17 protein-coding genes are annotated in these 24,753 nt (G+C 63.9%); 9 read left to right on the top strand and 8 right to left on the bottom strand.

Annotated features, from left to right (window positions below; genetic code table 11):
* Positions 1-58: 58 nt before the first annotated feature.
* On the bottom strand, positions 59-580 hold the full coding sequence (locus tag HNQ08_RS27200; protein ID WP_221284455.1) for a hypothetical protein: 522 nt from the start codon (positions 578-580) through the stop codon (positions 59-61).
* A 24-nt stretch (positions 581-604) separates the two neighbouring features.
* On the opposite strand from HNQ08_RS27200, the gene dacB reads away from it, so the two are divergent.
* Both dacB and HNQ08_RS24050 read left to right on the top strand, forming a co-directional pair.
* Positions 605-1,903, top strand: coding sequence for a D-alanyl-D-alanine carboxypeptidase/D-alanyl-D-alanine endopeptidase (gene dacB / locus HNQ08_RS24055; RefSeq protein ID WP_184137698.1), 1,299 nt, complete (start codon positions 605-607; stop codon positions 1,901-1,903).
* A gap of 1,126 nt (positions 1,904-3,029) precedes the next feature.
* Entirely contained in the window at positions 3,030-4,010 is a 981-nt protein-coding gene (locus HNQ08_RS24050; protein ID WP_184137696.1) for a GGDEF domain-containing protein, read from the top strand.
* A gap of 269 nt (positions 4,011-4,279) precedes the next feature.
* On the opposite strand, the gene HNQ08_RS24045 is transcribed toward HNQ08_RS24050, so the two are convergent.
* From HNQ08_RS24045 to HNQ08_RS24030, 4 genes are all read right to left on the bottom strand, one after another.
* A complete protein-coding gene (locus HNQ08_RS24045; protein ID WP_184137694.1) occupies positions 4,280-5,164 on the bottom strand; it encodes a sensor domain-containing diguanylate cyclase in 885 nt (294 codons plus the stop codon).
* Positions 5,161-6,267, bottom strand: a complete 1,107-nt coding sequence (locus tag HNQ08_RS24040) for an EAL domain-containing protein (RefSeq protein ID WP_229790238.1) — start codon at positions 6,265-6,267, stop codon at positions 5,161-5,163. The genes HNQ08_RS24045 and HNQ08_RS24040 overlap by 4 nt, the downstream gene beginning before the upstream one ends.
* A gap of 253 nt (positions 6,268-6,520) precedes the next feature.
* A complete protein-coding gene (locus HNQ08_RS24035; RefSeq protein WP_184137692.1) occupies positions 6,521-7,168 on the bottom strand; it encodes a Type 1 glutamine amidotransferase-like domain-containing protein in 648 nt (215 codons plus the stop codon).
* A 49-nt stretch (positions 7,169-7,217) separates the two neighbouring features.
* Positions 7,218-7,547 carry a hypothetical protein gene (locus HNQ08_RS24030; protein ID WP_184137690.1) on the bottom strand — a complete coding sequence of 110 codons (330 nt, stop codon included), beginning with the start codon at positions 7,545-7,547 and terminating at the stop codon, positions 7,218-7,220.
* 98 nt (positions 7,548-7,645) lie between these two features.
* On the opposite strand from HNQ08_RS24030, the gene HNQ08_RS24025 reads away from it, so the two are divergent.
* The 7 genes from HNQ08_RS24025 (at position 7,646) to HNQ08_RS23995 (ending at position 15,578) form a co-directional block, all read left to right on the top strand.
* Entirely contained in the window at positions 7,646-8,275 is a 630-nt protein-coding gene (locus HNQ08_RS24025; protein WP_184137688.1) for a LexA family protein, read from the top strand.
* Positions 8,276-8,294: 19 nt separating this feature from the next.
* The gene (locus HNQ08_RS24020) at positions 8,295-9,515 is read left to right on the top strand and encodes a Y-family DNA polymerase (RefSeq protein ID WP_229790240.1); all 1,221 of its coding nucleotides are present in this window, start codon (positions 8,295-8,297) and stop codon (positions 9,513-9,515) included.
* Positions 9,512-9,751 (top strand): DUF6504 family protein, encoded by a 240-nt coding sequence (locus HNQ08_RS24015; protein ID WP_184137684.1) that lies wholly within the window; start codon positions 9,512-9,514, stop codon positions 9,749-9,751. Before HNQ08_RS24020 ends, HNQ08_RS24015 begins: the two co-directional genes overlap by 4 nt.
* 2 nt (positions 9,752-9,753) lie before the next feature.
* Entirely contained in the window at positions 9,754-12,081 is a 2,328-nt protein-coding gene (gene dnaE / locus HNQ08_RS24010; protein WP_184137682.1) for a DNA polymerase III subunit alpha, read from the top strand.
* A gap of 74 nt (positions 12,082-12,155) precedes the next feature.
* Positions 12,156-12,899 (top strand): helix-hairpin-helix domain-containing protein, encoded by a 744-nt coding sequence (locus HNQ08_RS24005; protein WP_184137680.1) that lies wholly within the window; start codon positions 12,156-12,158, stop codon positions 12,897-12,899.
* Between the two features lie 101 nt (positions 12,900-13,000).
* Entirely contained in the window at positions 13,001-14,713 is a 1,713-nt protein-coding gene (locus HNQ08_RS24000) for an ABC transporter substrate-binding protein (RefSeq protein ID WP_184137678.1), read from the top strand.
* 109 nt (positions 14,714-14,822) lie between these two features.
* Positions 14,823-15,578, top strand: a complete 756-nt coding sequence (locus HNQ08_RS23995) for an SDR family NAD(P)-dependent oxidoreductase (protein WP_184137676.1) — start codon at positions 14,823-14,825, stop codon at positions 15,576-15,578.
* 415 nt (positions 15,579-15,993) lie between these two features.
* On the opposite strand, the gene HNQ08_RS23990 is transcribed toward HNQ08_RS23995, so the two are convergent.
* The 3 genes from HNQ08_RS23990 to HNQ08_RS23980 form a co-directional block, all read right to left on the bottom strand.
* Positions 15,994-18,744 (bottom strand): ExeM/NucH family extracellular endonuclease, encoded by a 2,751-nt coding sequence (locus tag HNQ08_RS23990; protein WP_221284453.1) that lies wholly within the window; start codon positions 18,742-18,744, stop codon positions 15,994-15,996.
* A 993-nt stretch (positions 18,745-19,737) separates the two neighbouring features.
* Positions 19,738-22,029 carry a GAF domain-containing protein gene (locus HNQ08_RS23985; RefSeq protein ID WP_184137674.1) on the bottom strand — a complete coding sequence of 764 codons (2,292 nt, stop codon included), beginning with the start codon at positions 22,027-22,029 and terminating at the stop codon, positions 19,738-19,740.
* Between the two features lie 100 nt (positions 22,030-22,129).
* Entirely contained in the window at positions 22,130-23,689 is a 1,560-nt protein-coding gene (locus HNQ08_RS23980) for an asparagine synthase-related protein (RefSeq protein WP_221284452.1), read from the bottom strand.
* Positions 23,690-24,753 lie beyond the last annotated feature (1,064 nt).

Below are 24,753 nucleotides of genomic sequence, written 5' to 3'. Positions count from 1 at the left end.
AGGCAGTGAGTTCAAGCGAGGTGGTAGGCAGCCACCAACTGGCGTCAACTGCAATGGATCAGTACAGGGCTCCAAGAATGACGAGCGTGCCCAGGCTGCGGTACGCATTGAGATACGCCGTATTGCGAACCTGCAACTGTCGTTCGTCAAGTTCTGCCCCCGCCCCGTCACTGGTGACCAGGGCACCGGGCCGCAACTGTGCACCGAAGGCCAGCAGCGTGACGATGCCCAGCGGAATGACCAGCGCCCACCGCCAGAGGGAGTCGATGAAAACCCAGGCGGCCATGAGGGCAGGGGCGCCGAGGCAGGTGGTCAAGACAGGAACGCGACGTGTCGTGCGTGGTCTGGGGCCTGTCATCCGGGAAATGTGGGGCTTGATCATGGCCTCGCATCCTTGGGGGTACACGGTGATCGACAGCGGCTCGAAGGGAGTGCGGGAAAAGATGGCTTCGATGGGTAAACCGAAGAATTCACTGGATCGGAAGGCGATGTCGAGACTGGGGTGGTACGTGCTGCGTTCGAGATAACCGGCAAGCCGACGAACCAGGAGACTTACAGCTTGCTCGTTCAACCACGTCATTGATTCCTTATGCTCTCCCCTACCATGACTTCTTTTGCTGCCCAGAACGATCCCGCCACCGTCCTGCAACGGGGTCCGCTCAAGGCCGACGGCTTGCCTGCCACCTGCCGTGCCCACACAGGCGTCCTGGTGCAGGACGCCCAGACCGGGGAGACGCTGATGGCCTTTGGCGATCAGGAGGCCTTCGTGCCCGCCAGCACCACCAAGGCCGTCACGACGGCAGCGGCCCTGTATACCCTGGGCGAAACCTTCACTTTCAAGACCCATGTGCTGGCCTCGCCAGTCCGTGGCGGGCGTGTGGCACGCCTGACGCTGCGCGGCAGTGGGGACCCCACCCTGCGCGAGAGGGGGGCAGGCAACTCCCTGGAGGCGCTGGCCCAGGCGGTGGCGGCTTCAGGAGTCGAAACCGTAGATGCCTTGCAGATCGACGACTTCGCCTTCGCTCAGGCACGCTGGGGTCACGGCTGGATGTGGGATGACACCGAGTATCCGGTGGGGGCGCTGCGGCTCGACGGGGACGCAGCCACGTCCTTGCGGCTGGTGGTGAACGGGGATGAAGCCAGGGCGGGTCTCCAGCCCAATCCAGCCATGCTGACCGATCCCACCACCCTGGCCCTGAGTGTGGGCCAACGCTTCGCCGCCCTGCTGCGTGCCAGCAACATGACGGTTTCCGGGACGGTCGTGCGGGCCAGAGCCGGAACTGGGGACTGGCAGGTGGCCGAGGTTCAGTCCGCGCCGCTGACCGAACTGGTGCGTCAGACCAACAAGCCGAGCAACAATATCTATGCCGAGCAGCTTCGCGCCGCGCTGGGCATGGAGCCGGGAGGCGGGACGAGCGATGAGACCCGCGCCTCTGCCGCCCTTGAATCCTTTATGAGAACGACGGGAGTGGCAGGCGAGGGTTACCGTCTGTGCGACGGCAGCGGCCTGAGCCGCTACAACCTGCTGACGCCCCGGCACCTGAATGCCGTGCTGCGCTACGCCTACCTCAATCCCCTGGGGACGGTGCTGCCACCCGCCGAGGCGTTCGAGTTGAGACAGAACGCCTTTATCGAAAGCCTGCCAGTGGCGGGAACAGGGGATGCCAACCCTGAAGCCGGGGCGAACGGCGGCACGCTCCGCAACCGTCTGAAAGGCACCGGTCTCGACGTCCGTGCGAAAACGGGCAGCATGACGGGCGTGTCCAGCCTCAGCGGGTTCCTTGTGGCCAACAGTGGACGGCTGCTGATTTTCACATTCCTGATGGACAACTACCCGACGGGCGTCAACGACCTGAACCGCTGGCAGGACGAACTGCTCCTGAGCCTGGCAGGCAGATATTAATGACCTGAGAGGCAGTGACAACAAGGCTCTCCGGGCTCCTGTGGAGAGCACCTAGGGCGGAACGGCCTGCCAGTCGGCATCCTAGGCATTATCCATGCGGTGGTGGACTGGGATTCCCACAGTGCGGTAGGTGAAGCTCATCAATGGCAGGCTGGTGCTGCCGGCAGTCAGGATGTAGGTGCCGTGTTCTCCAACCTGCTGGGCATGGGGGATGCTGTATCCGTCACCAACTTCGGCTTTAGTGCCCTTGCGAAGTCCAGCCAGACCGGAATGAACGATCTGACCTTTGAAGACCCGTTACCCAACTCAGGTGTTCTCAAGGCTGAGCCGGGTGATGGAGTCTGCTCCGAGTGGCCATGGGGCATAAATTCTCCTGACGGTGCCCCCGCAGGCCTCCGAATACGCGCTGTTCGCCGTCGTTGACATCAGGACAGCCATCACGGTAGAGCCCGATTCGGCGCGGTAATGCACGCGACCCACCCCGCCAGCAAGGCAGAAAGCGTGGGTGTGTGATGGAGAAGCGGTCACAAACCAGGAAACCGGCGAGGCACGCTTCTTGACAGGGGCGCGGTGGCGGCGAGTTGCGCGGTGCCAGGGGGCTTGTGACCAACAACCCTCCGGCGCACGCTTACGAGCAGTACAGGGCCCTCAGAAGAAAATCAGGAAGCAGGATTGCATCGCAACACGAAAGATCACCTGGGTTTCCTGTGACTGAGAAAACTCAATCATGCTGCGAGACTGCCATATTCGAGCTTTCCGATCGGCCAACAAAACAAATGCAATCGCATAAGCTATTCCTTCTCTGACGCGCCGCCGCATCCTGTACGGTGGGTCATGAACATCCATCAACAGGCCGCCTGGGCCTGGACTGTATCCCTCTGGCTGTCGCACAGTCACTCCCAGGAAAAGGGGCCGAAGACGAAACTGGCCCGGGTCCTCGCCCAGGCACTTGGGTCCTCAGCCTTAATCACGGTGTTTCAGTCCCAGAGCCAGCCCAGTCGCCGGGCTGCGGCGGGCACTGTCCAGGCCCATCTGGGCTGGACCTATGCTGTGGCGCTGCAACTGAGTAACCCAGGATATGACCACAGGGTGTGGAGCGAACGCCGCCTCCGTCCGGTGGAAGGTCATGCTTGAGCACTTCACGTCGCCGCTCCATTCCGCGCTGATCCGCCTGATTCCCCTGGTGATGGCCGACAGAAAGGCTGGCCCGCCGGAAGACGAGCCTCCCCCTGACTTCTCCGGCAACCCGGTGGATGGTGATGCCCTGATCGCGGCCTGGGATGCACTGGATATCAGCGTGATGATCACCGACACGCATCAGCGTCTGCTTTACGTCAATGCGGCCTTCACGCGCCGGACCGGCTACACGTTCACGGAGGTCCGTGGCCGTAACCCCCGCCTGTTGCAGGGACCCCAGACGGACCCGGAGGCCCGGCGGGCCATCCGGGAAGGGATAGCCCGCCAGACTCACCTGCATCAGCTCATTCTCAATTACACCAAAGACGGGCAGCCGCTGTGGTTCGACATGCATATCAGCCCCGTGTTCCAGGATGGTGCCCTGCGGTACTGGATTGGCGTGCAGGAAGATGCCAGCGCCCGGATAGCGGTCCAGCGAGAGACCGAGTGGGCCTCCGCCCACGATTCCCTGACGGGGCTGCGCAACCGGCATGGCCTGGAGGCCCAGCTCCAGGCGCATATGGAGGGCGCCATGCGGCGGGGCGAGAGCTTTGCCGTGGTGGTGCTCGACCTTGACGGATTCAAGAATGTCAACGACGCCCACGGGCATGCCGAGGGTGACCGGGTGTTGCGCTCGGTGGCCGATGCCCTGCGGGTCCACACACGCGCCGGCGACCAGCTCTACCGGCTGGGTGGGGACGAATTCATGGTCGTGCTTGCCTGCGCCGGAGAAAATGAGGCCCAGAGCTTCGCACTCAGGCTTCAGGAGACCCTGGCCGCCGTCGAGGGCGGGAACCTGCCGGTGCGGGCCAGCGTGGGAATGACCCTGTTCCCGGACGACGGCCAGGATATGGAAGCCCTGGTCCGCCTGGCTGATCAGCGGATGTACCGCAACAAGGCCGCGCTGAAGCGGCGAGGGAATCCTGAATAAACTTCAGGCCTCCTCTGAACCCCTCTCATGGCACTGGGAGGATGAGACGCACATCAGCCCCGACCGTTTTGCTGGAGCGCCCAGGATGGGGTGAAGAGGGCAGACAGAGGAAACAGAGGCACATCCTGGCGATTGGCGCCGGTCAACCGTACGTTCGCGGTCATCAGTCGCCGCCTATAGAGCCTCGCTGACCAACGGGTGCGCGCGGAACCTGAACCGCGCGGTATCGCCGGACTGCCCACCATGATCGTGGCGCCTTGACAGGGACGTCAGCGCTGCCTTGCAACCTGATTCGGCCGGGTCAGGGTCTTCTGTGCATACAGGCGCCGATCCGCGAGCCGTAGCAACGCCTCGACGTCCCTGGCTTCGTCGGGAAAACGCGCTTTCCCCACCGCTCCATCAATCCGTTCGTCACCGACACTGATCAGGTCATCCAGCAGGCTGATCCCCTGGTGCTGCCCGCGCCTGTTCCCATCCGGAAACAGGAGACCGAACTCGTCTCCTCCGATCCGGTAGGCCGTCCCCTCACCCTGCGAAACCCGCGCCAGGCAAGCCGCCACCCGCTGTAACAGTGCGTCTCCGGCAGGATGGCCGTACTGGTCATTCACCTGCTTGAAGTTATTGAGATCCAGCAGCAGGAGTTCAAACGGCTGTCCCTCATGGACAAGTTGTTTCAGCTGCACGTCAAAGGCCCGGCGATTGCTCAACCCGGTCAGTCCATCATGGTAGGCCAGACGCTCCAGTTCACGTTGCGCAGCGTGGGCATCCGAATAATCCTCCTGAACACCCACGAAGTATTCCAACGTGCCGTCCACGAACATCGGCTGCACCCGCAGTCTGTACCACAACGGCCTTCCATCCTTGCGGTAATTCAGCACGACCCGTTCGAACGGCTCGCCGCGGTCCAGACAGCCACGCATGAACGCGATGTCCGCCGGGTCTGTCTCTGCACCCTGCAAAAAAGCGCAGGTCCGTCCACTAACCTCCTGCAGGGTGTAGCCCGTGACTCGGCTGAAAGCCTCATTGACATACACAATGCGCCGCTGGGCATCGGTCACCAGCAGACCGACATTCGCAGTGTCCAGAACCTGCCACACCAGGGCAGTCTTCAGGGGCCGGCTCGCCGCTGCGCCTGGTTCGGCAAGCTGAGTCATGAGCTGGCCCAGAAACTGGCGGCCTGGGGAAGGAGATCTGCCGCTTCGGGTGCCGGGCGGCCCAAAAAATAGCCCTGAGCATAGTCGGCACCTAAGGCAATCATCAGAGCCAGTTCGTCCTGTGTCTCGATGCCTTCTGCGACGACCCGGATCCCCAGGTCATGGGCATAGCCGATCAGTGCGGTGACCAGTGGAACCCGGCGGTCATCCTCATGCAGACCACTAATCAGCGCCCGGTCCAGCTTGACGATGTCTGGCCGGAGTTCCATCAGATAGCTCAGGCTGGTGTGTCCGGCCCCCAGGTCATCTAGGGCCACCTGAGCACCCTCCTGCTGATAACGGTCCAGGATGGAGCGCAGCAGCTTGAGGTCCGGAAAGGTCTCACTTTCCGTGACCTCAAAAACCAGACGCGAGAAATCAGCCCCCACATCCCGGCAGGCCGCGAAGGTGGTCTGGAGGCAGATATCCGGGTTATAGACCACGCCTGGCGCAAAATTAATGAACAGCTGCTGGCGCGTGTCGAGCTGTGGATAGACCTGCCGGATGGCTGTTCTGCGGGCCTGCGCATCAAAGGCGCGGGCCTGCCCATGCGCAGCGGCAGCTTGCAGGAGGGGCCAGGCACCGATGAGTTGTCCATTCTGCTGGGCGCGGACCAGGGCCTCATAACCGTACACCTCGCCTGTCCCCAGATGGACGACCGGTTGCAGATGAAACTTCAGGTGGTCGCTGATGGTTTCGAACCAGGGCGTGCTCAGGCGCTGCACCCACTGATCCAGCGGCGCCAGCTGCCAGGTGTCCAACCGTCCGTCCATCCAGGGCGCCGCCAACAGATCTGGGCGCTCTGTACGTGAAAATGCGGCCAGAACCTGATCCAGCTGATCGAACGATGGCCGACCAATGCGTGTGGCATCCACCTGCACCTCGCCAGGGACGTCATGGGCTGAGAGAAGTACAGCGAGTTTGCGTTGCAGATGGGTGGAGGTGGCGCGAATGGACAGGGCTGTGATGCTGCTCACGTCCAGCGGCGTCACGGCCTGACAGTCGCAGAGCGCCGGCCCGGCGCTTCCCGGTTGTGGAGAACTGGCAGGGTTGTGGAGAGACATTGCCCTACACTAACCACCTGTCCTTTACAGAACTCTGAAGCTGGGGGCGCTGTGCAGCATGATGTTTACTTCATTTGCTGCTCATGCTCTTTTGTGGAGTGGGAAATCTGGCAGCAATGAAGTTGACGGTGCGACGGATCCACCTGGGAATGGGGCATGTTGCAGCACCCGAATTCGCAGCGCGCAGCCCTGCTGTCAAACCTGCGCTCAGGCGCTACCAGCGCTCTGCAAGTATTTAAGGCGTGAAGAGCCGTCACCGGCCCTCGGAGATCACTTCGATGGTGCCATCGAGCACCTTGATGGCGGTCTGGTCGTCAATCCCATAGGTGGGCACAGGAACCTCGGCCGCCATTCTTGCCACGTTGACCGTGGAACTCTCCGGGTGCTGCTCGTGATCAAGGTGTGGCAGCAAGGCAAAGTCCACCAGCCCCAGGCCCTGATCGATAACGAAGGGCCGCTTCGGGTCATCGTACGTCTCGCCGAACACCGGGGCCGTGACCATGCTACCCGCACTGATGCCCACGTAGACGGTCTCACGGAGTGACGGCAGGAGATCGGCCAGCCCAGATTCCCGCATCCAGCGACACAGATAATGGATGTCACCGCCATACACCAGCAGGGCGTCGGCCTCCTGCACTGCAGCCGTCCAGTACGCCTTGTCGATGCTGGGGAGAGCGGTTAGTTCCAGGACGCCCAGCGACTTCCAACCCAGTTCGCACATGGGACTGCTGGTGAGTCCGCTGATGAACCTGTGGGCCATGCCCGGCCCACCGGGGAAGGGGTAGATCGCCGTGGGAATACACAGGGCGCTGGCTTCAGAGATCGGCTTGCCCAGGAGGTCCACCAGGGCCGTGAGGAGGCTGGGATTCTTAATCCCGGCGGAAGTGAGCAGAAATTTCATCGGTCCTCTCCCTGGAGTGAGACGGAAAGCCGTAGGATGCGACGCTGCCCTACTCCACCACCAGATGCTCAAAGACGCCGTCCAGAATCTCCTGAACAAACGCGCCCGTCACGCCCGCCTTTTCCCCAAATTGTCCCGTGACCCGGATGCTGGGAGCCTGCGCCACCCGGAACACCACTTCCGTCTCCTCGCCGTACCTGTGCTGCACGCCCCGCTCCACCTCTGGGCGCAGCGCCGCGATCACTCGCTCCGGGTCCGGTCCCGGCTCTTTCACGGGCTTGCCCTGCTCGTAACGAATCTTCTCCGGAAAGACCAGTCGAATCTCGATCTGGCGCGTGTATCCCGTGGGTTCTGAATCGCAGTGCTGAGTGTGGATCATGCTTTAGGTCACCTCAGAGATATCTTGACACGAGACAAAGAAATGGTGCAAGCTGTCACCATCTTCTTGATCCCGGTCAAGAATCGAGGTGAAACCCCATGCCCCCAGACCTGACCCGCACCCGCACCGCCATCCTGAACGCCGTCCTCCAACTGGGGGTCAACGCCACCCTGGGCGCTGTCGCCGCGCAAGTGGGCGTGACCAAGCAGGCGGTGAGTTTTCAGGCGGGCATCTTGCGAGGTCTGGGCTACCTGGAACCGAGTACGGAGCGGTACGCTCCGCTGATCCCCACGGACCGCGCCAAGGTGGCCCTGGGCCACGGGCTGCCCATCTACGGCTCGATTGCTGCGGGACCCCCAGCACTGGCGGACCAGGCCCCGGATGATTACACCCCCAGCCTGGAGACCCTGCTGGACATGCGCAACGGCGATTTCCTGCTGCGGGTGCGCGGGGAGAGCATGACTGGCGTTGGCGTCCTCGACGGCGACTACGTGATCGTACGGCCCACCACTGAGGTTCACGACGGCGAGGTGGCCGTTGTGCTGGTGCCCGGCGAAGGCACGGCCACCCTGAAGCGGCTGTACCACTTCCACGATCAGATCGTGCTGATGTCGGAGAACCCGGACATTCCGCGGATGACGTTCCCGGCCGAGCAGGTGCAGGTCCAGGGCAAGATGGTGGGCCGGGTAGGTGTAGGCGTGCCCCGGGTCAGCGCCCGCTGGGTCTAGAAGGATGCCGCTGGCCTGCGTGACACTCTCACCCTGGCCACTGGTTCTGCTGGGCCGTCAGCACCCTGGTGTGCCCGTCGCGGTGTTGAACGAATCGAAACGGGTGCTGTACGCCAGCCTGGAAGCGAGAGACGCCGGCGTACAAACAGGGATGCGTGACCTTGCGGCGCTGAGCCGTTGTCCGGAGCTCCACGCTGAGGGGATCAGTGCGCCAGCAGCAATTGCCGCCTGGGCTGAACTGCTTGAAACGCTGTACGCGCGCTACTCGGACCGGGTAGAGGGACGAGTGCCAGGAACCGTCTTCCTCAAGTTGAGTATCGCCGCTGCGCGGGAGTTGGCTGCCGCGCTGCATGCTCCTGTCGGCTTGGCCGACAGTCTGGAAGTCGCTCACTTGGCCGCTCTGCGTGCCCGGCCAGGTGAGGTTCGAGACGTGGGCAGCGCCGAAAAAGCGTTCCTGGCGTTGACCCCCGCTGCCCATCTGGAAGTGATCGGGCTGACCCCGGCGCACATCGAGCAGTTGGCTTTCCTCGGCGTGCGAGGTCTCGCGGATCTGATGAAGTGGAGCGCGGCGCAGCGGGAAGCTTTTCTCGGCGTGGACGTGGGCCGGCGGGTCAACCGCTTCTTGAAAGGGGAACGCACGAAAGCGGTGCAGCGGTACGTGCCAGGCCGCGTGATCGAGGCGCGCATGGACTTGGATGTGCCACTGCACGAACCCAGCGAGGCGGACGTGATCTTCTCGGTACTTCTGCCCCCGATCCTGGCCGATCTGCGGGGTCGATCCGCCGCGTACTTGACGGTTCATACCCAGACGCTGGGCGGTCAGCTTTCAGCTACCCGCAAACTCAAGGGAAACCCAGATTCAGCAGGTCTGCTGCGGATCGCTGGCCTGGCCCTGGGCGATACAGGCGCGTTGCCCCTCGGTATCGAGGCGCTGACCGTCCAACTGTCCGGGATCCAGCAGCCAGGGCGGATGGTGGGCCTCTGGGCGTCCCTGGCCGAGCTTGAGGTCACGAGAGACGTGCTGGACCGCTTTCCCGAGGCACTCGTCAAGGTGCAGTGGCTGGACCCCTACGCTTACGCCACCGACGCCCGCTATCAGTGGGTGGACTGGCTGACGGGAAGAGTACGGCCCAGTGCCATGACGCCTCGGCAGGGCTGGAAAGCTGCGCTGACCCGGACCCAGGCTCGCCAGAAGGCGGTGGAGCGCACGCTGGCCTTCTTTGAGGGCGTCGGTCCATGAAAGCGGTGCAGCAGGCCGTCGAGGTGAGTCTGACGCCTGCGGGCGGCCTGGAACGGCTGATCTGGCAGGGGCGGGCTTACGCCATTCAAGGGGTGCTGGACCAGTGGCGTTACGGCGGACGCTGGTGGCGAGGTGAGGCTCCACGGGACTGCTTTCTGGTGCAGGCTGGCGGACTGCTGGCCGAGCTGCATCATGAGGACGGCGGCGTCTGGTGGCTGGCCCGGATTCAGGACTGAGGATGAACCGCCCTCTGCCCGCGCTCCTGACCTGCCAGAGCTCTTTCTCGGAAGGCCGCAGCACCGTCAGCCCCCGCAGACTGGTCCGACTGGCGAAGGAGCGCGGGTACAGCGCAGTGGGCCTGACCGACTGGTGCAGCGTGGCGGGAGCAGTGGAGTTGTGCGAAGCCGCTGTAGAAGCGCAAGTCAGCGCAGTCACCGGTGTGACCCTTCCCGTGCTGTTCCCTGCCCCGCCCAGGTCAAAGGACCCGCACGAGGTCTTTCCTCTGGTACTGCTAGCGAAAGACCGCGCGGGTTATGCCCTGCTGTGCGAACTGGTGACCCAGATTCACCTGAGCACCCCAGACGGGCTGCCGCTGGAGCGCCTACAGGAGGCCGCCAGCCGGGGGGATCACCTGGTCTGTCTGATGAGCGGGCGGCAGGGTTTCCCCACGGTCCTTGGAGAGCGCAAAGAGATGGCGCGGGCAGTAGCGTATTTGCGAACGCTGCGTCAGTCGTTCCCCTTTGAGCTGTACGTGCAACTGTTCCACGGTGCAGCGCCCAACGAGCGCCGCCGTCTGGAGTACCTGCGTGGGCTGGCGCGCGATCTGGAACTTCCTGTGGTGGCCGCGCCCGAGATCAACATGGGAGCGCAAACTGAGTACCCGCTGCTGGACGCTCTGACCTGTGCCCGATTGGGCATCGATGTGGAGATTCCCCACGCCGAGCGCCCACGCAACGACGCTCGTCACGTCAGCACACCGGAAGAGTGGGGGGCACTGCTGCCTTTCCCAGACGCTTTGCTCAATGCCCAGAAGCTGGCTGACGTCTGCGCTCTGGATTTGCGCCCAGAGCGACTTTACGCTCCGGAAACAAAACTGCGGCTGTTCCAGACGCCGCAGGAGGCACTGGAGGAGCGCGCCTTTGCAGCTCTACCCCTACGCTACTTGCCGGACACCAGACCAACCGCCCGTACCCGCTTGCAGCAGGAACTCGCCACCGTGCAAACGCTGGAGATGGCCGGATTCTTCCTGACGGCCGCGGAGGTCATGGATTATTGCCGGGAACATGGGATTCTCGCGGCTGGGCGTGGCAGCGCGGCGGGTTCAGTCCTCTGTTACCTGCTCGGAATCACCCTCTCTGACCCGATCAAACACAACCTGCTGTTCGAGCGCTTTCTCCATACCGGGCGTGCGTCCATGCCGGACGTGGACATCGATCTTGCTTCCAGTCGTAGAGATCAGGTCTTGAGCTGGGTGGAGGCCCGCTGGGGCGGCGAGGGCACTGGGGAGGCGATGGTGGCCAATAAGATCACCTACCGCCTGCCCAGCGCCGTGCAGGATCTGGGCCGCGCCCTGGGTCTGCCCCCTGAACTGCGAGATCGCCTGAGCCGCGCCCTGGGCCGTGACTTCCGCCATCTCCGGCCCCACCGCGCCCGCGAAGCGGAGGTGGTGTTCGCCGAGGTGCTAGGCGAGGCTCCCGTCAAAGACGCCTTGCTCTCCCTACTGGAAAAGATCGAGCCGGGATTCGTCCGGCATCTGGCCCCGCACTCCGGCGGCGTGGTCCTGAGCGCCAGTCCGTTGACCCACTACTCGCCCCTGACCCGTTCCAGCGGCGGCATCCGAATGCTGACCTTCGACAAGGACGACGTTGAACGCTTAGGGTTGATCAAGCTGGATCTGCTTGGCCTGAGAATGCTGGCAGCCCTGGAACGGGCGCGCGAGGAGGTCATGCGCCTGACCGGGGAATGGGTGGAATACGGCGATCTGCCCGACGATCCCGCCGTGTGGGAGCGGATTGCTTCCGGAGATACCCTCGCCATGTTCCAGATCGAATCTCCCGCCCAAGTGCAGATGACGGCCCGCTTGCAGCCCAAGAACATGACCCAGCTCGCCCACCAGATCGCGCTGGTGCGTCCTGGCCCGATCCAGAGCAGCACGGTGCACCCCTACGTCAGGAGGGCCAGGGGTGAGGAGCTCGTGCCAGACCTGCCCGAACCATTACGCACCATCTTGGCCCCCACACACGGCACGCTGATGTTCCAGGAGCAGATTTTACGGATCGCCGTCCACTACGCCGGATACTCTTGGCCTGACGCGGATCGATTCCGCAGCCGTCTGAGCAAGACCGAAGACGAGGGCGAGCTGGACGAATTGAAGAACAGCTTCACTGCTGGAGCGGCTCTGACCACCGGGGCGTTTCCCTGGGAGGCCGAGGAGATCTTCGCTATCTGCGCGGCCTTCAAGGGCTACGGCTTCGCCGAGAGCCATGCCCACGCCTTCGCACAACACGCTTATTCCAGCGCTTGGATGCGTCAGCACCACCCAGCGGCGTACCTCGCGGGGTTCTGACCGAAGCGCCTGGCCTGTGGCCTCCAGCAACAGTCAGTCATGAGGCCCGCCGCTGGGGCGTAACCCTGCGCGGCGTGTGCATCAATCGCTCAGGTGTGTCGTACCGGGCCAAGACCGAACAGACGGTCCGGCTCCCCCTGACCGTGGTGGAGGGCGTGAGTGAGGGCCTGGCGCGACAGATCGTGCAGGAACGTCTGACGGGCGGGAAGTACAAGGGCGTCGAGGACTTCTATGACCGGGTGGAGGTGAAACGCGACACTCTGGACACCCTGGCGAAAGCGGGCGCGTTCGATGGCGTGGACGCGCAGAAGAACAGGCGCGAGGTGTACTACGTCCTGCACACGGTCGCCAACGCCCGCAAGCCTGGAACACGTGGTTTGCTCCTTCCCCAGACTGAACCGCCCCAGTTGTCCGCCCTTTCGCCAGACGAACTGCTGGTCCTGGATCTGGAAAGCAGGGGAATTTCGGAGACCGGGAGACATCCCCTGGACGCCCACCGTGCCCGGCTGCGCGATCTGGGTTGCGTGCCACTGAGCGGGCTGCGTCACGGGCAGGAAGCGTGGACAGCGGGCCTGGTGGTCACGAGACAGCGGCCTCCAACAGCCAAGGGATTTGCGTTCTTCGTGCTGGAGGACGCCTTTACGCGTGTGCAGGCGATCATCCCTCCCGATCTGTGGGAAGCCCACCGCGTTCTGCTCCGCGACGCCCGCGCGCTCATCGTGCATGGGGAGGCAACGGTGCAAGGGCAGGCAGTGACCATGAAAGTCCGGCGGCTCAGTGAGCTGCCGCTGGGAAGCTGGGCCAGCGCAGCGGACTGACCCTGGCGGAGGCGATGTGGGCAGCCCCACGAAACAGCCCCGAATGACGAGGGGCGCCGCCTCACCAGCTCAGGTCAGCAGCTTGCTAGGGTTGCAGCACCATGAAAAATCTGATTGTCCTGAGTGCCGTGTTGCTGACTGGAACCGTGCTGGCCGCCTCGCCTTCAGATACGCTGGTGATCCAGTCCAGCGCAGAAGTGATCACCCTGGACCCCGCAGCGATGTACGACGTCATCTCCGCGCCCGTGATCGTCAACGTGTACGAGCCGCTGCTGACCTACCCGGGTAGCAGCCTCAAGCAGCTGGTCCCGGCGCTGGCCACCAAGTGGACCGCCAGCAACGGCGGCAAGACCTACACCTTCGATCTGCGTACGGGCGTGAAATTCCACAATGGCGACACCATGACCTGTGCGGACGCCGAATACACCTTCCGCCGCAACCTGGTCACCAACGAAGCGTCCTCTGGCAACTGGTTCCTGAGCGAGTCGCTACTGGGCACCCAGGCCAACGCCAACGACGACAAGTCCATCACTTGGGCCCGGATCACGTCCGCCGCCAAATGCAACGCCCAGGGCCAGCTGGTGCTGAGCCTGCCCAAGGTCGATCCGGCCTTCCTGTCCAAACTGGCCTACGTCGGCCAGGCCATCGTTGACCGGAAATACGCCGCCAGCATCGGTGAGTGGGACGGCACGGAGGCCACCTGGAAGAGCTGGGTGGGCAAGGATCTGTCCGGTAGCGCCCTCAACGAGAAGCCCAACGGGACTGGCCCCTACAAGCTGGTGCGCCGCGACGCGGGCAACCTGCTCTTCACCGTCCACGACAGCTACTGGGGCGACAAGCCCAGCATCAAGAACGTGCTGCGCCAGAAGGTGCCCGAGCTGGCGGCCCGACAACAGGCCTTCTTGCGCGGCGACGCCGACATGATTGACGGTGGCGGGCGGGCTGTGGACGAGGCGCAGCTCAAGGGGAAACCTGGCGTCTCCTGGGTCGATGACCTGCCCAACACCAACACGGTCGCCATCTTCATGAACCAGAACATCAAGAATTCGGCGCTGCTGGGCAGCGGCAAGCTCGACGGCAAGGGCATTCCCGCCAACTTCTTCAGCGACGTGAACGTGCGCCGCGCCTTTTCATATCTCTTCAACTACGCTCAGTACACCAAGGATGTGTTCAAGGGCCAGGGCACCAACCTCACCATGATGTTGCCCCCCACCTTCCCCGGCTATGATCCCAAGATCAGCGTTTACAAGTACGATCCCAAGCAGGCGGAAGCGGCCTTCAAGCGCGCGTTCGGCGGTGAGGTCTGGAAAAACGGCTTTACCTTCACGGCCAATTACCGTGCCGGCAGTACGTCCTCGCAGACTGCCCTGGAACTCCTGAAACAGAGCGTCGAAGCGCTGAATCCCAAGTTCCGCCTGAACCTGCAACCCAAACAGGCCAGCGAACTGTCCACCGACGCGGGCAAGGGAATGGAACCCATGACGGTCCTGAGCTGGTCCCCGGACTACGCCGACCCGGACAACTTCATGTACACCTTCTACAGCAGTGAGGGCTGGTTCTCACTGCGCTCGAACTTCAAGGACGCCAGCATCGACAGGTGGCTTAACCAGGCGCGGGCCACCACCGACACCGCGCAGCGTGACAAGCTCTACAGCCAGGTGGGGCGCCGCGCGCACGAGCTAGCTCCAGTGATCAATCTGCCGCAGGAAACCAAATACCTGGTATACAGCAGCCGTCTGAGCGGCGCGCCGCTGACCAAAGCCGGGTACAACCCCTTGACTTTCCTGCCCTGGGCCGAACTGAGCAAAAAATAGACCGAACGCAAATCGGCACCGAATGGCAGTGGGCTCCGCACTGCTCCATACGACACGGCACCGCGCCAAAGGTACATAGCACCGTGGCCCGTATGCTTGACTGGTAACCATGATCAATCTGAACGGCAAGGTGGTACTCGTGACGGGGGCTTCTCGCGGAATCGGTGCCGCATGCGTCCGCAGCCTGCTGGACGCAGGTGCATCGGTGGCGGCCCACCTGGGGCGCAGTGGCCACGGGGCACAGACGTTGATAGAGGCGTTCGGTGCAGAGCGAATTCACGTCCTGAGTGGCGACCTGGCCCGTGAGGGCGAGGCCATCCGGCTGTTCGAGGCTGCCGCCGCCTGGCAAGGCCGCATCGACGTGGTGGTCAACAACGCCGGGGTCGCGCCGTCGGTCACGGTGGACGATCCCCTGGAGGCATGGGCCAACGTCTGGCACGAGACCCTGCAGGTCAACCTGCTGAGCGTGGCGGACACCTGCCGGGAGGCCATCGGGCACTTCCGGGGCCACGGAGGCGGCATCATCATCAATATCGCCAGCCGGGCCGCCTTCCGGGGAGATCAACCGGACGCCATGCACTACGCCGCCTCGAAAGGCGGCGTGATCGCCCTGACCCGCTCGATTGCCCGGGGCTTTGCCCATGAGGGCGTCCTGGCCTACGCCGTTGCCCCCGGCTGGGTCCGCACCGAGATGGCGGAAGCCTACCTCGACGAACACGCTGCCGAGCTGGACCGTGAATTCCCACTGGGAGACGCGGCCCCGCCGGAGGATGTGGCCGCCACTGTGGTGTTCCTGGCCTCAGGCCTGGTGAGGCACATGACCGGGGCAACGCTGGATATCAATGGGGCGTCTTACGTCCGCTAGCGTGGGGCATGGCGCGAACGGAGACTGGGGCCTCAGCTGCGTTAACGTCGCTGGAATTGAGAGCAGGGTGGTGCCGACGGAACCACCGGATGCACCAACGAAGACACCGTTCGCATTGACATGGCGGGCGGCGAGGTAGAGGTGTGAATCGATCACGAGACAACGGACCACTGTCACATCCCAGGTCAGCAGCGGCTCAACCTGCACGTTGAGGAGCGCCCCTGCCCAGCCGCGGCACGCCACACCCCGTGTTCGGCTCCTCACCGCCTGAAACCCGCGCAGACCCAGCGAAGAGCAGTGAGAACACCACAGGGCATGGCCGATGATGCTCAAGGGAGCGGTGGCGGTCCCGTTCCCGGACCGCCACCGCTCAACCACTTACCCGAGTGAAGGTGTCAGAACGGCCCACCCCTGATCAACGGGTGCCGAGGCCATCAAAGGTGTCCTGGGGAAAGCCGTCCCACTCCGCGGCGGGATCGAAGGCGTCCAGGCCATTGCGGTCTCCGGTGGTCACGCTGGCCTTACGGCGGAGGGTGCTATCCAGGGTGGCGGTCGGCGAGGTGCCCCACTGCGTGCCCGGATCGAAGCCAACCTGCCCGAAGCTATCGATCACCTCACCGTTTTTCTTGAGCAGCAGGGCGTCGTCGCCGTTGAAGTTGGTCACGGCGCTGGTCATCTGGCCGCGCTCTTTCAGGGCCGCCGATGCCTGGCTATTGACGAGCACCAGGGTCCCGCCCGCCGCCAGCGAACCGCTGAGGACCGCCTTGTTCCCGGCGGTCGCGCTGCCGTTGGAGTACAGCTCGACGCTGTAGGCGCTCAGGTCCACCGCCTGCGCAGTGGGGTTGTAGATCTCGAGGGCCTTGTTGTTGCTGCTGCCCTCTACGTATTCGCTGAAGTACAGGTCGGCGGTCCCTGGAGCGGGTGGAGCCTGCACCGTCACCGTCAGGATGCTGGTATCGCTGGCCTGTCCCGCCATCGTCTTCACCTCGTAGGTGTAGATACCGGGCGCGGTGCCCTGCGGGGCGGAGACGGCGACGGCGAAAGGCTCGCCGCTGGTCGCAGTGGTCGGCGCGGTCGCCAGAGCAGGAGCACCCTCACGGGGGGTCACGCTGACCGTCAGGGCGTCTGGAACATTCACACCGTTGGCGACGAAGCTCTGACGAACGGGGTTGCCCCCCACGGTGGCCGTCAACGCTGCAGTGTCAGGCGAGAGGTTGAGCCGGACGATGGGTGCCGAGGCAGGCAGCGGGGTCTGGGCACGCAGGTTCAGGCCCACCAGCACCGGATCGTGATCGCTGGAGCGGTAAGGGTCAGCCGCGTAGAAGTTCGCCAGTTGCGCCGCGCTCTTGAACTCGGTGTTGTAGTCGAGCACGGTTGGCTCATCGGCGTTGATGTGCCACTTCGTCTCGCCGACCACCTGACGCTCGAGGCTTGTGCTCGCCAGCGCGTGGTCGAGACTGCCCCACTGGCCATCAAACTGGTAGGAGTAGCTGGAGGAGTCGAAAAGATTGATGTACCCGGCCCTTTCCAGCGCCTGCAGGGGATCTTCCATCCGGTAGGCGTTGAAGTCCCCCAGAAGCAGGCGGTCTTCCTCCTGCACGCCAGTGGGATTGGTCCCCAGCCAGCGGGCGATCAGCTGCGCGGCATTCGTGCGGGTCAGGTTGCAGTTGCCCTGGCCGTCGTTGAGGTCCGGATCGCCCGCACAGGCGCTGCCCTTGCTCTTGAGGTGGGCCACCACCGCCGTCACGCGCCCCCCATTTGCCTTGCTCTGGAAGGTGTGGGCCAGGGTGGGCCGGTTGCGGTTGTCCTGATAGCTGGGGTCAAAGCCGTTGTCGAGCACGGCGAGATGCCCGACCGGGGTCACGCTGGCGGGCTTGTAGATCATGGCGACCGTGATCGCGTCGGTGCCTACGTTTTCGCCGGGATTGATCGCGGCGTAGGTGCCGGGCGCGGTCGCGGTGTTCAGGGCGCTGACCAGATTGGCGATGCTGCTGCGGCTGCCCTTCTCGAAGTCGTTCTGAATTTCGAGCAGACCTAGCACGTCGGCATCCAATTTCGTGATCGCCGCCACGATCTTGTCGCGTTGACGCAGGAATTCGTCGCAGTTGTTGGCACCGCGCGCGTCGCTGCTGCTTCCGCCTGGGGTGCAGCCGGTATTGGGTCCGTCCAGGGTGGTGAAATAGTTCAGCACATTCATGCTGCCCACGCGCAGGCGTCCACCCACGCCGGTCGGGGTCTTGGGCCGCGCAGGGCCCGCCACCGTGGCCGAGGCGGCTTGCAGGCGGTAGACATCTTCGCTGCCGCTGCCAGTCCAGCCGTCGTTGCCGAAGGTCAGCACACCGGTCACGACCACACGGTCGCCGCCCCGCAAGGTGTTGCCGGCGCTGAGAGGCTGGCCCGCGCGCGCGAAGATCACGGGATCAGGATTCTGCCAGCGGCTGGAATCGTCGATCCGCAGCACCCGTTCGGCCACCGCTGCCTGATAGGCCGCCAGGCCCTGGGCACTGGGGCGGTTGATCTGTGTGTAGGTGAAGATGCGGTCGTCGGCAATGTCGAAGCTGGCCCCACGCCCCAGCGTGAAATTGTTGGTCACCACGCCCTTCGTGCCGATACGCATACCCTCGTAACGCTCGCGTTCGGATACGGGCAGCGGTAGCTTGACCTGCACGGCAGGGGGCAGGGCAACTCCCGATTCCAGCTTCGTCAGGCCATCGGCGCTGATCTGCGTCGCCTTGAACTGCTCGGCCACCGCGCCACTGACCCGCACCAGATCGCCTGGCGTCACGGTGGGGCAGGCGCTCCCACAGAACACAAAGATGCCGTCGCTGGCCAGCCCATTGCGGTTGATGTCCCGCTTGTGCTCCTGCATGAAGAAGCCGTCCACCTCCGCCGAGCGGGTCGCCGACACATACGAGGTCCGCAGACCTGTCACGACGCCCTCCACGGTCACGCGCTGGCCGAGCAGAGGTGATGGGGCGTCGCCGCTGGGTGTTTCACCCTGCACCGCACCAATACGGGTCAGGGGGCCAGTATCGGCAGCACGCAGGCTCTGGGTTCCAAGGGAAGTGGTCGTTGCCGGAGCCGCGCTCTGGGGAGCCTGGCCGCAGGCTGCCAGGGCCAGAAGGCCAGCGAGCAGAAGGCGTTTGGGGGCTGTCGAAAGCGTCATAGGCATAAGAAGGATCTCCTGAAGGCAAGGGGAGCAGGGAGGGGCGGTCCAGTCACACAAAAACTGACCGCCGGAGTGGGGTAGCTGACTTGACCTGGAGTGCCCATCATAGGGGCCGAAATGTCAGGGCTTCAACCGGTGTAATGATCTGGTAAGAGTGGATGTGCCAGTGAGCTGGAACCTGAGCCCTGTCCAGGGCCTGAAGAACAGGTCGCAACCGCCTTCCAACAAGCCCGCACTGACCTCTTCATAGCTGGTGTCTGCACCCAGACCAGCAGCAGCGAAGCGCAATTTTTCACCTGGAAGAAACCACGGCTTCACGCCTGACCGCAGCGACATGCGGTCAGTGCCTGGGCGTAACCTGCTGTAGGACGCTGACTACCGACCTTCTGCCAGCAGCCTCCCGCTGTGCTGATCTATTTCCGACAGGGAACTCCGGCTAAGCTGGCTATTAACAGCGTGACCGCGATGGACATTCGAACACGCCTTCGCACGTCAGCCTGCCAGAAGTTCGGCGATGTCCGGGCACACCGCCGAACCCTTCTGAGCCGCATACGCTCCCGCGCCGCCTGCCGGTGGGGAGCAACAATCGCGGATTTCAGAACCGTGTTTGGCTGGGAGGTCGCACTGTGCGTGATCACCGCCGTGCTGTGCCTCTCGGTGGCTACCCGGCCCCGGCAGCTCAGGCCAGGCGTCTGACCCCTGTGTGCCGGAGCGCTGGCCACAGGTCCCCGTCGGTTCCAGGCCGTCCCTGGAGTTTTTCAAGACCGATGCCTTCCTGATCGTGAGTTTCGTCCGGGGCTGGGCACCGACACAATGGCTGCCCCCTCCCCAGCGCACCGGGGAGGGAATGCGGGACATGGACGCCGTGCCGCATTCGCTGGGCTGGGTGAATGCCCTTCACCTTCCGGATCATGCAGGGTGGCAGCACCGTGGTGTCTATCTCGGGCGGGCGGGAACCGGTGGGGCGTAATCAGCCGGCTGGACCAGGGCTCAGCCAGGGGCTCTGGGGAGGATGAAGCCGAAGGTGGCGCCCGCTCCCGGCTGGCCCTCGGCGGTCATCGTTCCGCCATGCCGGACCACGATGCGCCGCGCGTTGGCCAGGCTGACCCCTGCCCCCTCAAAGTCCTCTTGCCGGTGGAGGCGCTGGAACATGGTGAACAGCTTGCCGCTGTACTGCGGATTGAAGCCCACCCCGTTGTCCCGCACCAACACGGCCCAACTCTGCCCCCGGTCCTCGGCCCACACTTCGATCACCGCGGGTTCCCGATCCCGGGTGTATTTCACTGCGTTGTCTATCAGGGCCGTGATGACCTGGCGCAGCAGTTCCACATCACCCGTCACCATGGGCAGCGCACGGATCTGCCAGTCGATCTGGCGCTGTGGCTGGTTGGCCTCTACCTTCTGGATCACGGCCTGGACGACCCGATCCAACCTCACCTGCTCAGCCTTGAGCGGCTGACGTGAGGCGCGCGAGACCTCCAGCATGCCGTCAATCAGGGTATTAAGCGTCAAAGCCGCTTTGGAGACAATCCCGAAGTACCGCTCCGTCCTGGCGTCGAGCGCCTCCGGGAGCGAGCGGCGGAGCAGATCCCCGAAGCTGATGATGTGTCGCACTGGGGTGCGCAGGTCATGCGAGACGCTGTACGTGAAGGCTTCAAGTTCCTCGTTTGACGCCTGCAACAGGTCGCGCTGGGCTGTGAGCTGCTGGGCATGCCCGACGCGTTCCAGGGCCAGCCCGAGGCTGTAGACCGTCGTCCTCAGGACCGCCTGATCTGCCACACTCCAAGGGCGCACGCTGAACAGGGCCGTGCTGAAGATCCCCTTGACCTCGCCGTTGACCAACACGGGTAAGGTGGCCACCGTCGAGAGGTGTTCCACGAGTTCCGGGGCAATGTCCCGAGTGGGATCGTAGTGGTCCTGAAACAGGGGCTCTTTCGTCTGGTGAGGCAGATCCAGACTGGGGGTCTGTCCCACCGGGAAGCCTGCCTCCATGGCTGCTTGTAGTTCGGGCTTCCGCATGTCGCCGACGAGGGCTGTGGCGTGCCACCGCTCACCGACAATCTGTGAAAAGACGGCGTAGCCGGGGGGCAACAGGGAGAGGACCAGGTCCAGGGAGCGCTGAATCAGGACCTCAGGTTCCGTACTCAGCCCCAGCTCCTGGGTAAGGGCCGCAAAGCCCTCCAGCGCCCGCGTGCGCGCCCGCAACTCGGCATTCTGGGCCGCAAGTTGCCGGGCGGTTTCGGTCCGCTCGAGGGCCAGCCCCAGACTGCGCACCACTGAACGGAACACTGCCCGGTGGTGCGCAGACCAACGTGGAGTGTCCTTGCTCCCCAGCGCGAACATCGCCTGAACGGTACCGCCCACCACCAGCGGGTACACCGCGACACTTCGGTAGGCCTCGGTGTGCGGGAGCTGTTCTCGCTCCGGATTCCAGCCATCGACGAAAACAGGTTCCCCCAGTTGCAGGGGCCGTGCGAAGACAGGGGTGTCGAGCGGTATCCCAGCCTGAATCGTGCTCAGCAACGCCGGGGCGGCCTTCAGATCGCTGGTGTAGACCTTGGCCCGCCATAGACCATCTTCGAGGGCGTAATACACGCTGGTACAGCCCGGGAACAGGACGCTCAGGACGTCCACCGCCCGCCCGGCCAGCGCCAGCACGTCGGTCTCGCCATCGGCCGCCTCGGTAAATTGGACGAAAGCCTCAAGTTCGACCGTTCGGTCTTGCACCTGTCGCTCCAGATCGTCAGAGAGCCGGGTCCGGTCCAGTGCCAGGGCGCACTGCCCAGCCAGTGTCCGCAAGAAGTGCTCCTCATCAGGAGTAAAGCTGTGCGGTTCTCTGAAATCCAGCACGATCACGCCCAGCGGACGGCCGTCTTCCACCATGGGCAGCACTGCGCTGGCCACCGCCGCCACGCCGCCCGTCCGGGCCTCGAGCTCCGGGTAGGCGGCCACCAGATCGCCGCTCTGCGGGAAGAACAGCGGGGTGTTCAGACGCAACGCATCTGGACTGGGTCGTCGCCCGCTCAGATCCCCGGCCTGCCAGACGCTGGCGTCGTCGTGACCGCGACGGGCCGCCACCTGAAGCTGTGCCTGCTCAACCAGCAGCACCACGCCGGAAATGGCGCCCAGAGCGTCCAGAGCGTCACCCAGGATGATGTCGAAGACGGCGTCTGGTTGACGGACGGCGGCCAGGGCCTGCGTCACTTTCTGGAGATGGGTGAGCAGGTGTGTTGCCTGCCCCACGGCCGAATGCGGCGAGTTCGGTGGGGGGAAGTCTGTCATGGCTACGGCAGTGTAAGCGCTCTGCCAGAGCTCGCTGTGAGGTGGCCGCACTTCAGGCCGTGCAGAAACGAATGTGCGAGCGGCGCTTTGATCAAGGTGTTCAACGCGTGCGAGTATCGGCGTCCAGCGCGCGGAGGGTCAGGACCCTCAACAACCAGGTGGCTGGGCTGATCAGCGGGGCCCTCAATTGGGCTCGGCCAAAGATTTTCTGCCCCATCTCGCTGTGCCGGAAGGTGCCCAGGGTCTGCCGGACCTGTCCCTTGAGCATTGAGCGTCTGCCGTCTGCCGGCAACGCCAGGCTGTCCAGCACTGCGCGGATGGCTTGTGGATCAATGGCGGCGTCCAAACGGCTGGGTCCGGAGAGCAATTCTTCTTTGACCGCCTCGCGGTGCTTGATCAGCTCGGCGTGCCAGTCGGCCTCGTAGCCCTGGGACCGGGCCAGAGGAACGGTGTAGAGGGCCGGGTCCAAGTCACGCAAGGTGTCGACGAACAGCCGCTTGCCCGCCAGTGTGTCAGGGGGGAGGCGGTAAAGGAAGTCCAGCACCGCGGCATCCAGGTAAGGCAGGTGGATCCGGGCAAAGCGGCCTCCATAGCGTTCACGCCAGGGCAGCAGGCGGTAGGGCAGCAGCTGATCGGCGACCAGGACAAGTTCCTGCTGGTAGGGGTCGGCGAAGCGGGCGGCCGAAGCCCGGATGGTTTCGACCTCAGCGGTCCAGGCCGCTTCCAGAGCCGGGGACAGCCCCGGGTTCAGCCGGTCGGCCAGACTGCCCAGGGTGCTGAAGGGCTCAATGTGCCGCTTGACGAGCTGCTCGGAGATGTCCGTGAGGGGATAGGCATGCATCTCGAATATCTGGTCGCCGGTAAACAGGTCGGTGACGGACTCACCCTCCAGAGTGTCCCAGGCATCCACTTCATCACAGAAGTTGGTGACGCCGTGACCCCAAGCGGCATTGCGGCGCAGCGTTGCCAGCAGGTCACCCTGGTAGGCCTGAAGGTGTTCGTGCCGTGTCCCGTACTGCGCCGCCAGAGCGTCCGCCACTCGGGTATCACTGCGGGCTGCCTGCTTCCCCTGGGTATACGAGAAGGTGTGCAGATCCTGGCCTGTGGCCGCCAGCAAGCTCAGCACCCCCCTGGAGTCGTGGCCGCCGCTGAGCGACAGATGGACCGCCCCCCTCAGGCCCTCAACGCGGCGGCGGACCGAGCGTTTGAGCAGTTCAGCCAGTTCCTCGCGGAGTTCGGCTTCCGGGCGTGTGTCGTGGTCCTGGGCCAACTGACCTGCCCAGTACGGCTGCTGAACCATGCCACCGGGCTCGACCCGGTATGAGCTGGCGCGGGACAGGGTCTGAACCCCCTGATGCAGTGTGAGGCCATTCAGGGTACTGCCGGTCACCAGCACGCTGGCCAGACCCGCAAGGTCGTAGGGCCGTCCCGTGAAATCAGGATGGTCAGGCCGGGTCGAGAGCGTCACCCGCTCTCCAGCATAGGCCGCGTACAGCTTGTGGCTGCCCACCCGGTCTGTGACAGCCACGATCAAGCCCTGGGCCTCATCGAACAGCACCACTGAGAACGCGCCGTCAAAGCGGCGGGCGAAGTCGGGACCGCACTGACGGTAGAGCCTGAGCAGGCCTTGAGCGTCAAGGTCGTAGATCTGACCTTTCATGACTGCGCTCAGTCCAGGTTGATGAACAATGCTGGCTGACGCCGCATCAAGAGTCACCTGCCACGGTCCCACGATGAGCGTTCCTTCGGTGGGCTGGTGTGGACGTGACGTGAGGACGGCGCTGAAATCGGTTTGCAAGGGATCCACCTACGAGGTTGTTTAATTGGTCGGCTGGAGTGAAGCCGGGTGAGCAGGTCCAACACATGAGATGACAGACCCATTGGCCTCGCCCGACCGTCCAGGGAATCAAGAGGATGGGCGTGGGTTTTTACGGTGAGCAGTATAGAAGATGGCCTTCAAAACCCGGCTCTGAGAAACCAGCGAGGGCGCAGGCCTCGGGTGGGTAGCCGGGGATTGAGATTGCCCACTGCGTGACCTCGTCTCAAAGGGGCAGGACACCCTTCCGACGGCTTGTCGCTTTTTTAGCACACCAAGTGCAGTTGGATTGACCGAAGCGGGAACTGGCAAGGCAGCGCTGACCAGTGGGGAAAGGCAGAGTGAAGAGGAGAGAAGGCCCAAATCCCGAAGTTGAAGTCGGGGGCCAAGACGATCAAAGCCACTTTGAGCCGCGAGGGAACCATCGTTTTGGCCTGTCCCCAATTCAACCCAAAGCCAAACTAAGAGAAGAAGACCGACTCGATGAATTTTCGTGCGACGCCAGCCTCTTCCTTCGAGAGAAGATTGGGAAAGCTGGCAATGGCCCTGGATGCCGCCGGGTGAGGCTCGGCCTGGTCTCCCCTGCCCCGCTCTACTTTCGCCCGCCTAAGGCGGGCCAGCCGTAGTTCATTCCGTGATCAACATCAAGAGTGCCTGGACTTCGACACTTGGTTTCTCGACGGCCGGTATCAGTCTCTCCCGCCGAAACCGAGCGGGAGCCCAAAGACAATCAAAAAGGACTGCCGCGTGCGGCAGTCCTTTTTTGGTGCATTTCCTGGATGAAGTCGACACTTATTCAGCAGTGAGGCTCAGTTGGGACCGACACTGAGGCCAGCGGCGCGGAACTTGCTCTGCCACAGGCTGTACTCCTGCTTCTCGGTGTCCAGCGTGACCGCACCGGACCAGGA

It is taken from the genome of Deinococcus humi (assembly GCF_014201875.1).
Lineage (GTDB): Bacteria > Deinococcota > Deinococci > Deinococcales > Deinococcaceae > Deinococcus > Deinococcus humi.
This window is presented reverse-complemented; position numbering and strand designations above follow the sequence as displayed.

Bases quoted from the DNA above. Each gene is read 5' to 3' on its own strand.
- HNQ08_RS24035 (WP_184137692.1), bottom strand. From the start codon at position 7,168: ATGAAATTTCTGCTCACTTCCGCCGGGATTAAGAATCCCAGCCTCCTC.
- HNQ08_RS24000 (WP_184137678.1), top strand. From the start codon at position 13,001: ATGAAAAATCTGATTGTCCTGAGTGCCGTGTTGCTGACTGGAACCGTG.
- HNQ08_RS23985 (WP_184137674.1), bottom strand. From the start codon at position 22,029: ATGACAGACTTCCCCCCACCGAACTCGCCGCATTCGGCCGTGGGGCAG.
- dnaE (WP_184137682.1), top strand. From the start codon at position 9,754: ATGAACCGCCCTCTGCCCGCGCTCCTGACCTGCCAGAGCTCTTTCTCG.
- HNQ08_RS24015 (WP_184137684.1), top strand. From the start codon at position 9,512: ATGAAAGCGGTGCAGCAGGCCGTCGAGGTGAGTCTGACGCCTGCGGGC.
- dacB (WP_184137698.1), top strand. From the start codon at position 605: ATGACTTCTTTTGCTGCCCAGAACGATCCCGCCACCGTCCTGCAACGG.
- HNQ08_RS24050 (WP_184137696.1), top strand. From the start codon at position 3,030: ATGCTTGAGCACTTCACGTCGCCGCTCCATTCCGCGCTGATCCGCCTG.
- HNQ08_RS24030 (WP_184137690.1), bottom strand. From the start codon at position 7,547: ATGATCCACACTCAGCACTGCGATTCAGAACCCACGGGATACACGCGC.
- HNQ08_RS27200 (WP_221284455.1), bottom strand. From the start codon at position 580: ATGACGTGGTTGAACGAGCAAGCTGTAAGTCTCCTGGTTCGTCGGCTT.
- HNQ08_RS23995 (WP_184137676.1), top strand. From the start codon at position 14,823: ATGATCAATCTGAACGGCAAGGTGGTACTCGTGACGGGGGCTTCTCGC.
- HNQ08_RS23990 (WP_221284453.1), bottom strand. From the start codon at position 18,744: ATGACGCTTTCGACAGCCCCCAAACGCCTTCTGCTCGCTGGCCTTCTG.
- HNQ08_RS23980 (WP_221284452.1), bottom strand. From the start codon at position 23,689: ATGAAAGGTCAGATCTACGACCTTGACGCTCAAGGCCTGCTCAGGCTC.
- HNQ08_RS24040 (WP_229790238.1), bottom strand. From the start codon at position 6,267: ATGTCTCTCCACAACCCTGCCAGTTCTCCACAACCGGGAAGCGCCGGG.
- HNQ08_RS24045 (WP_184137694.1), bottom strand. From the start codon at position 5,164: ATGACTCAGCTTGCCGAACCAGGCGCAGCGGCGAGCCGGCCCCTGAAG.
- HNQ08_RS24025 (WP_184137688.1), top strand. From the start codon at position 7,646: ATGCCCCCAGACCTGACCCGCACCCGCACCGCCATCCTGAACGCCGTC.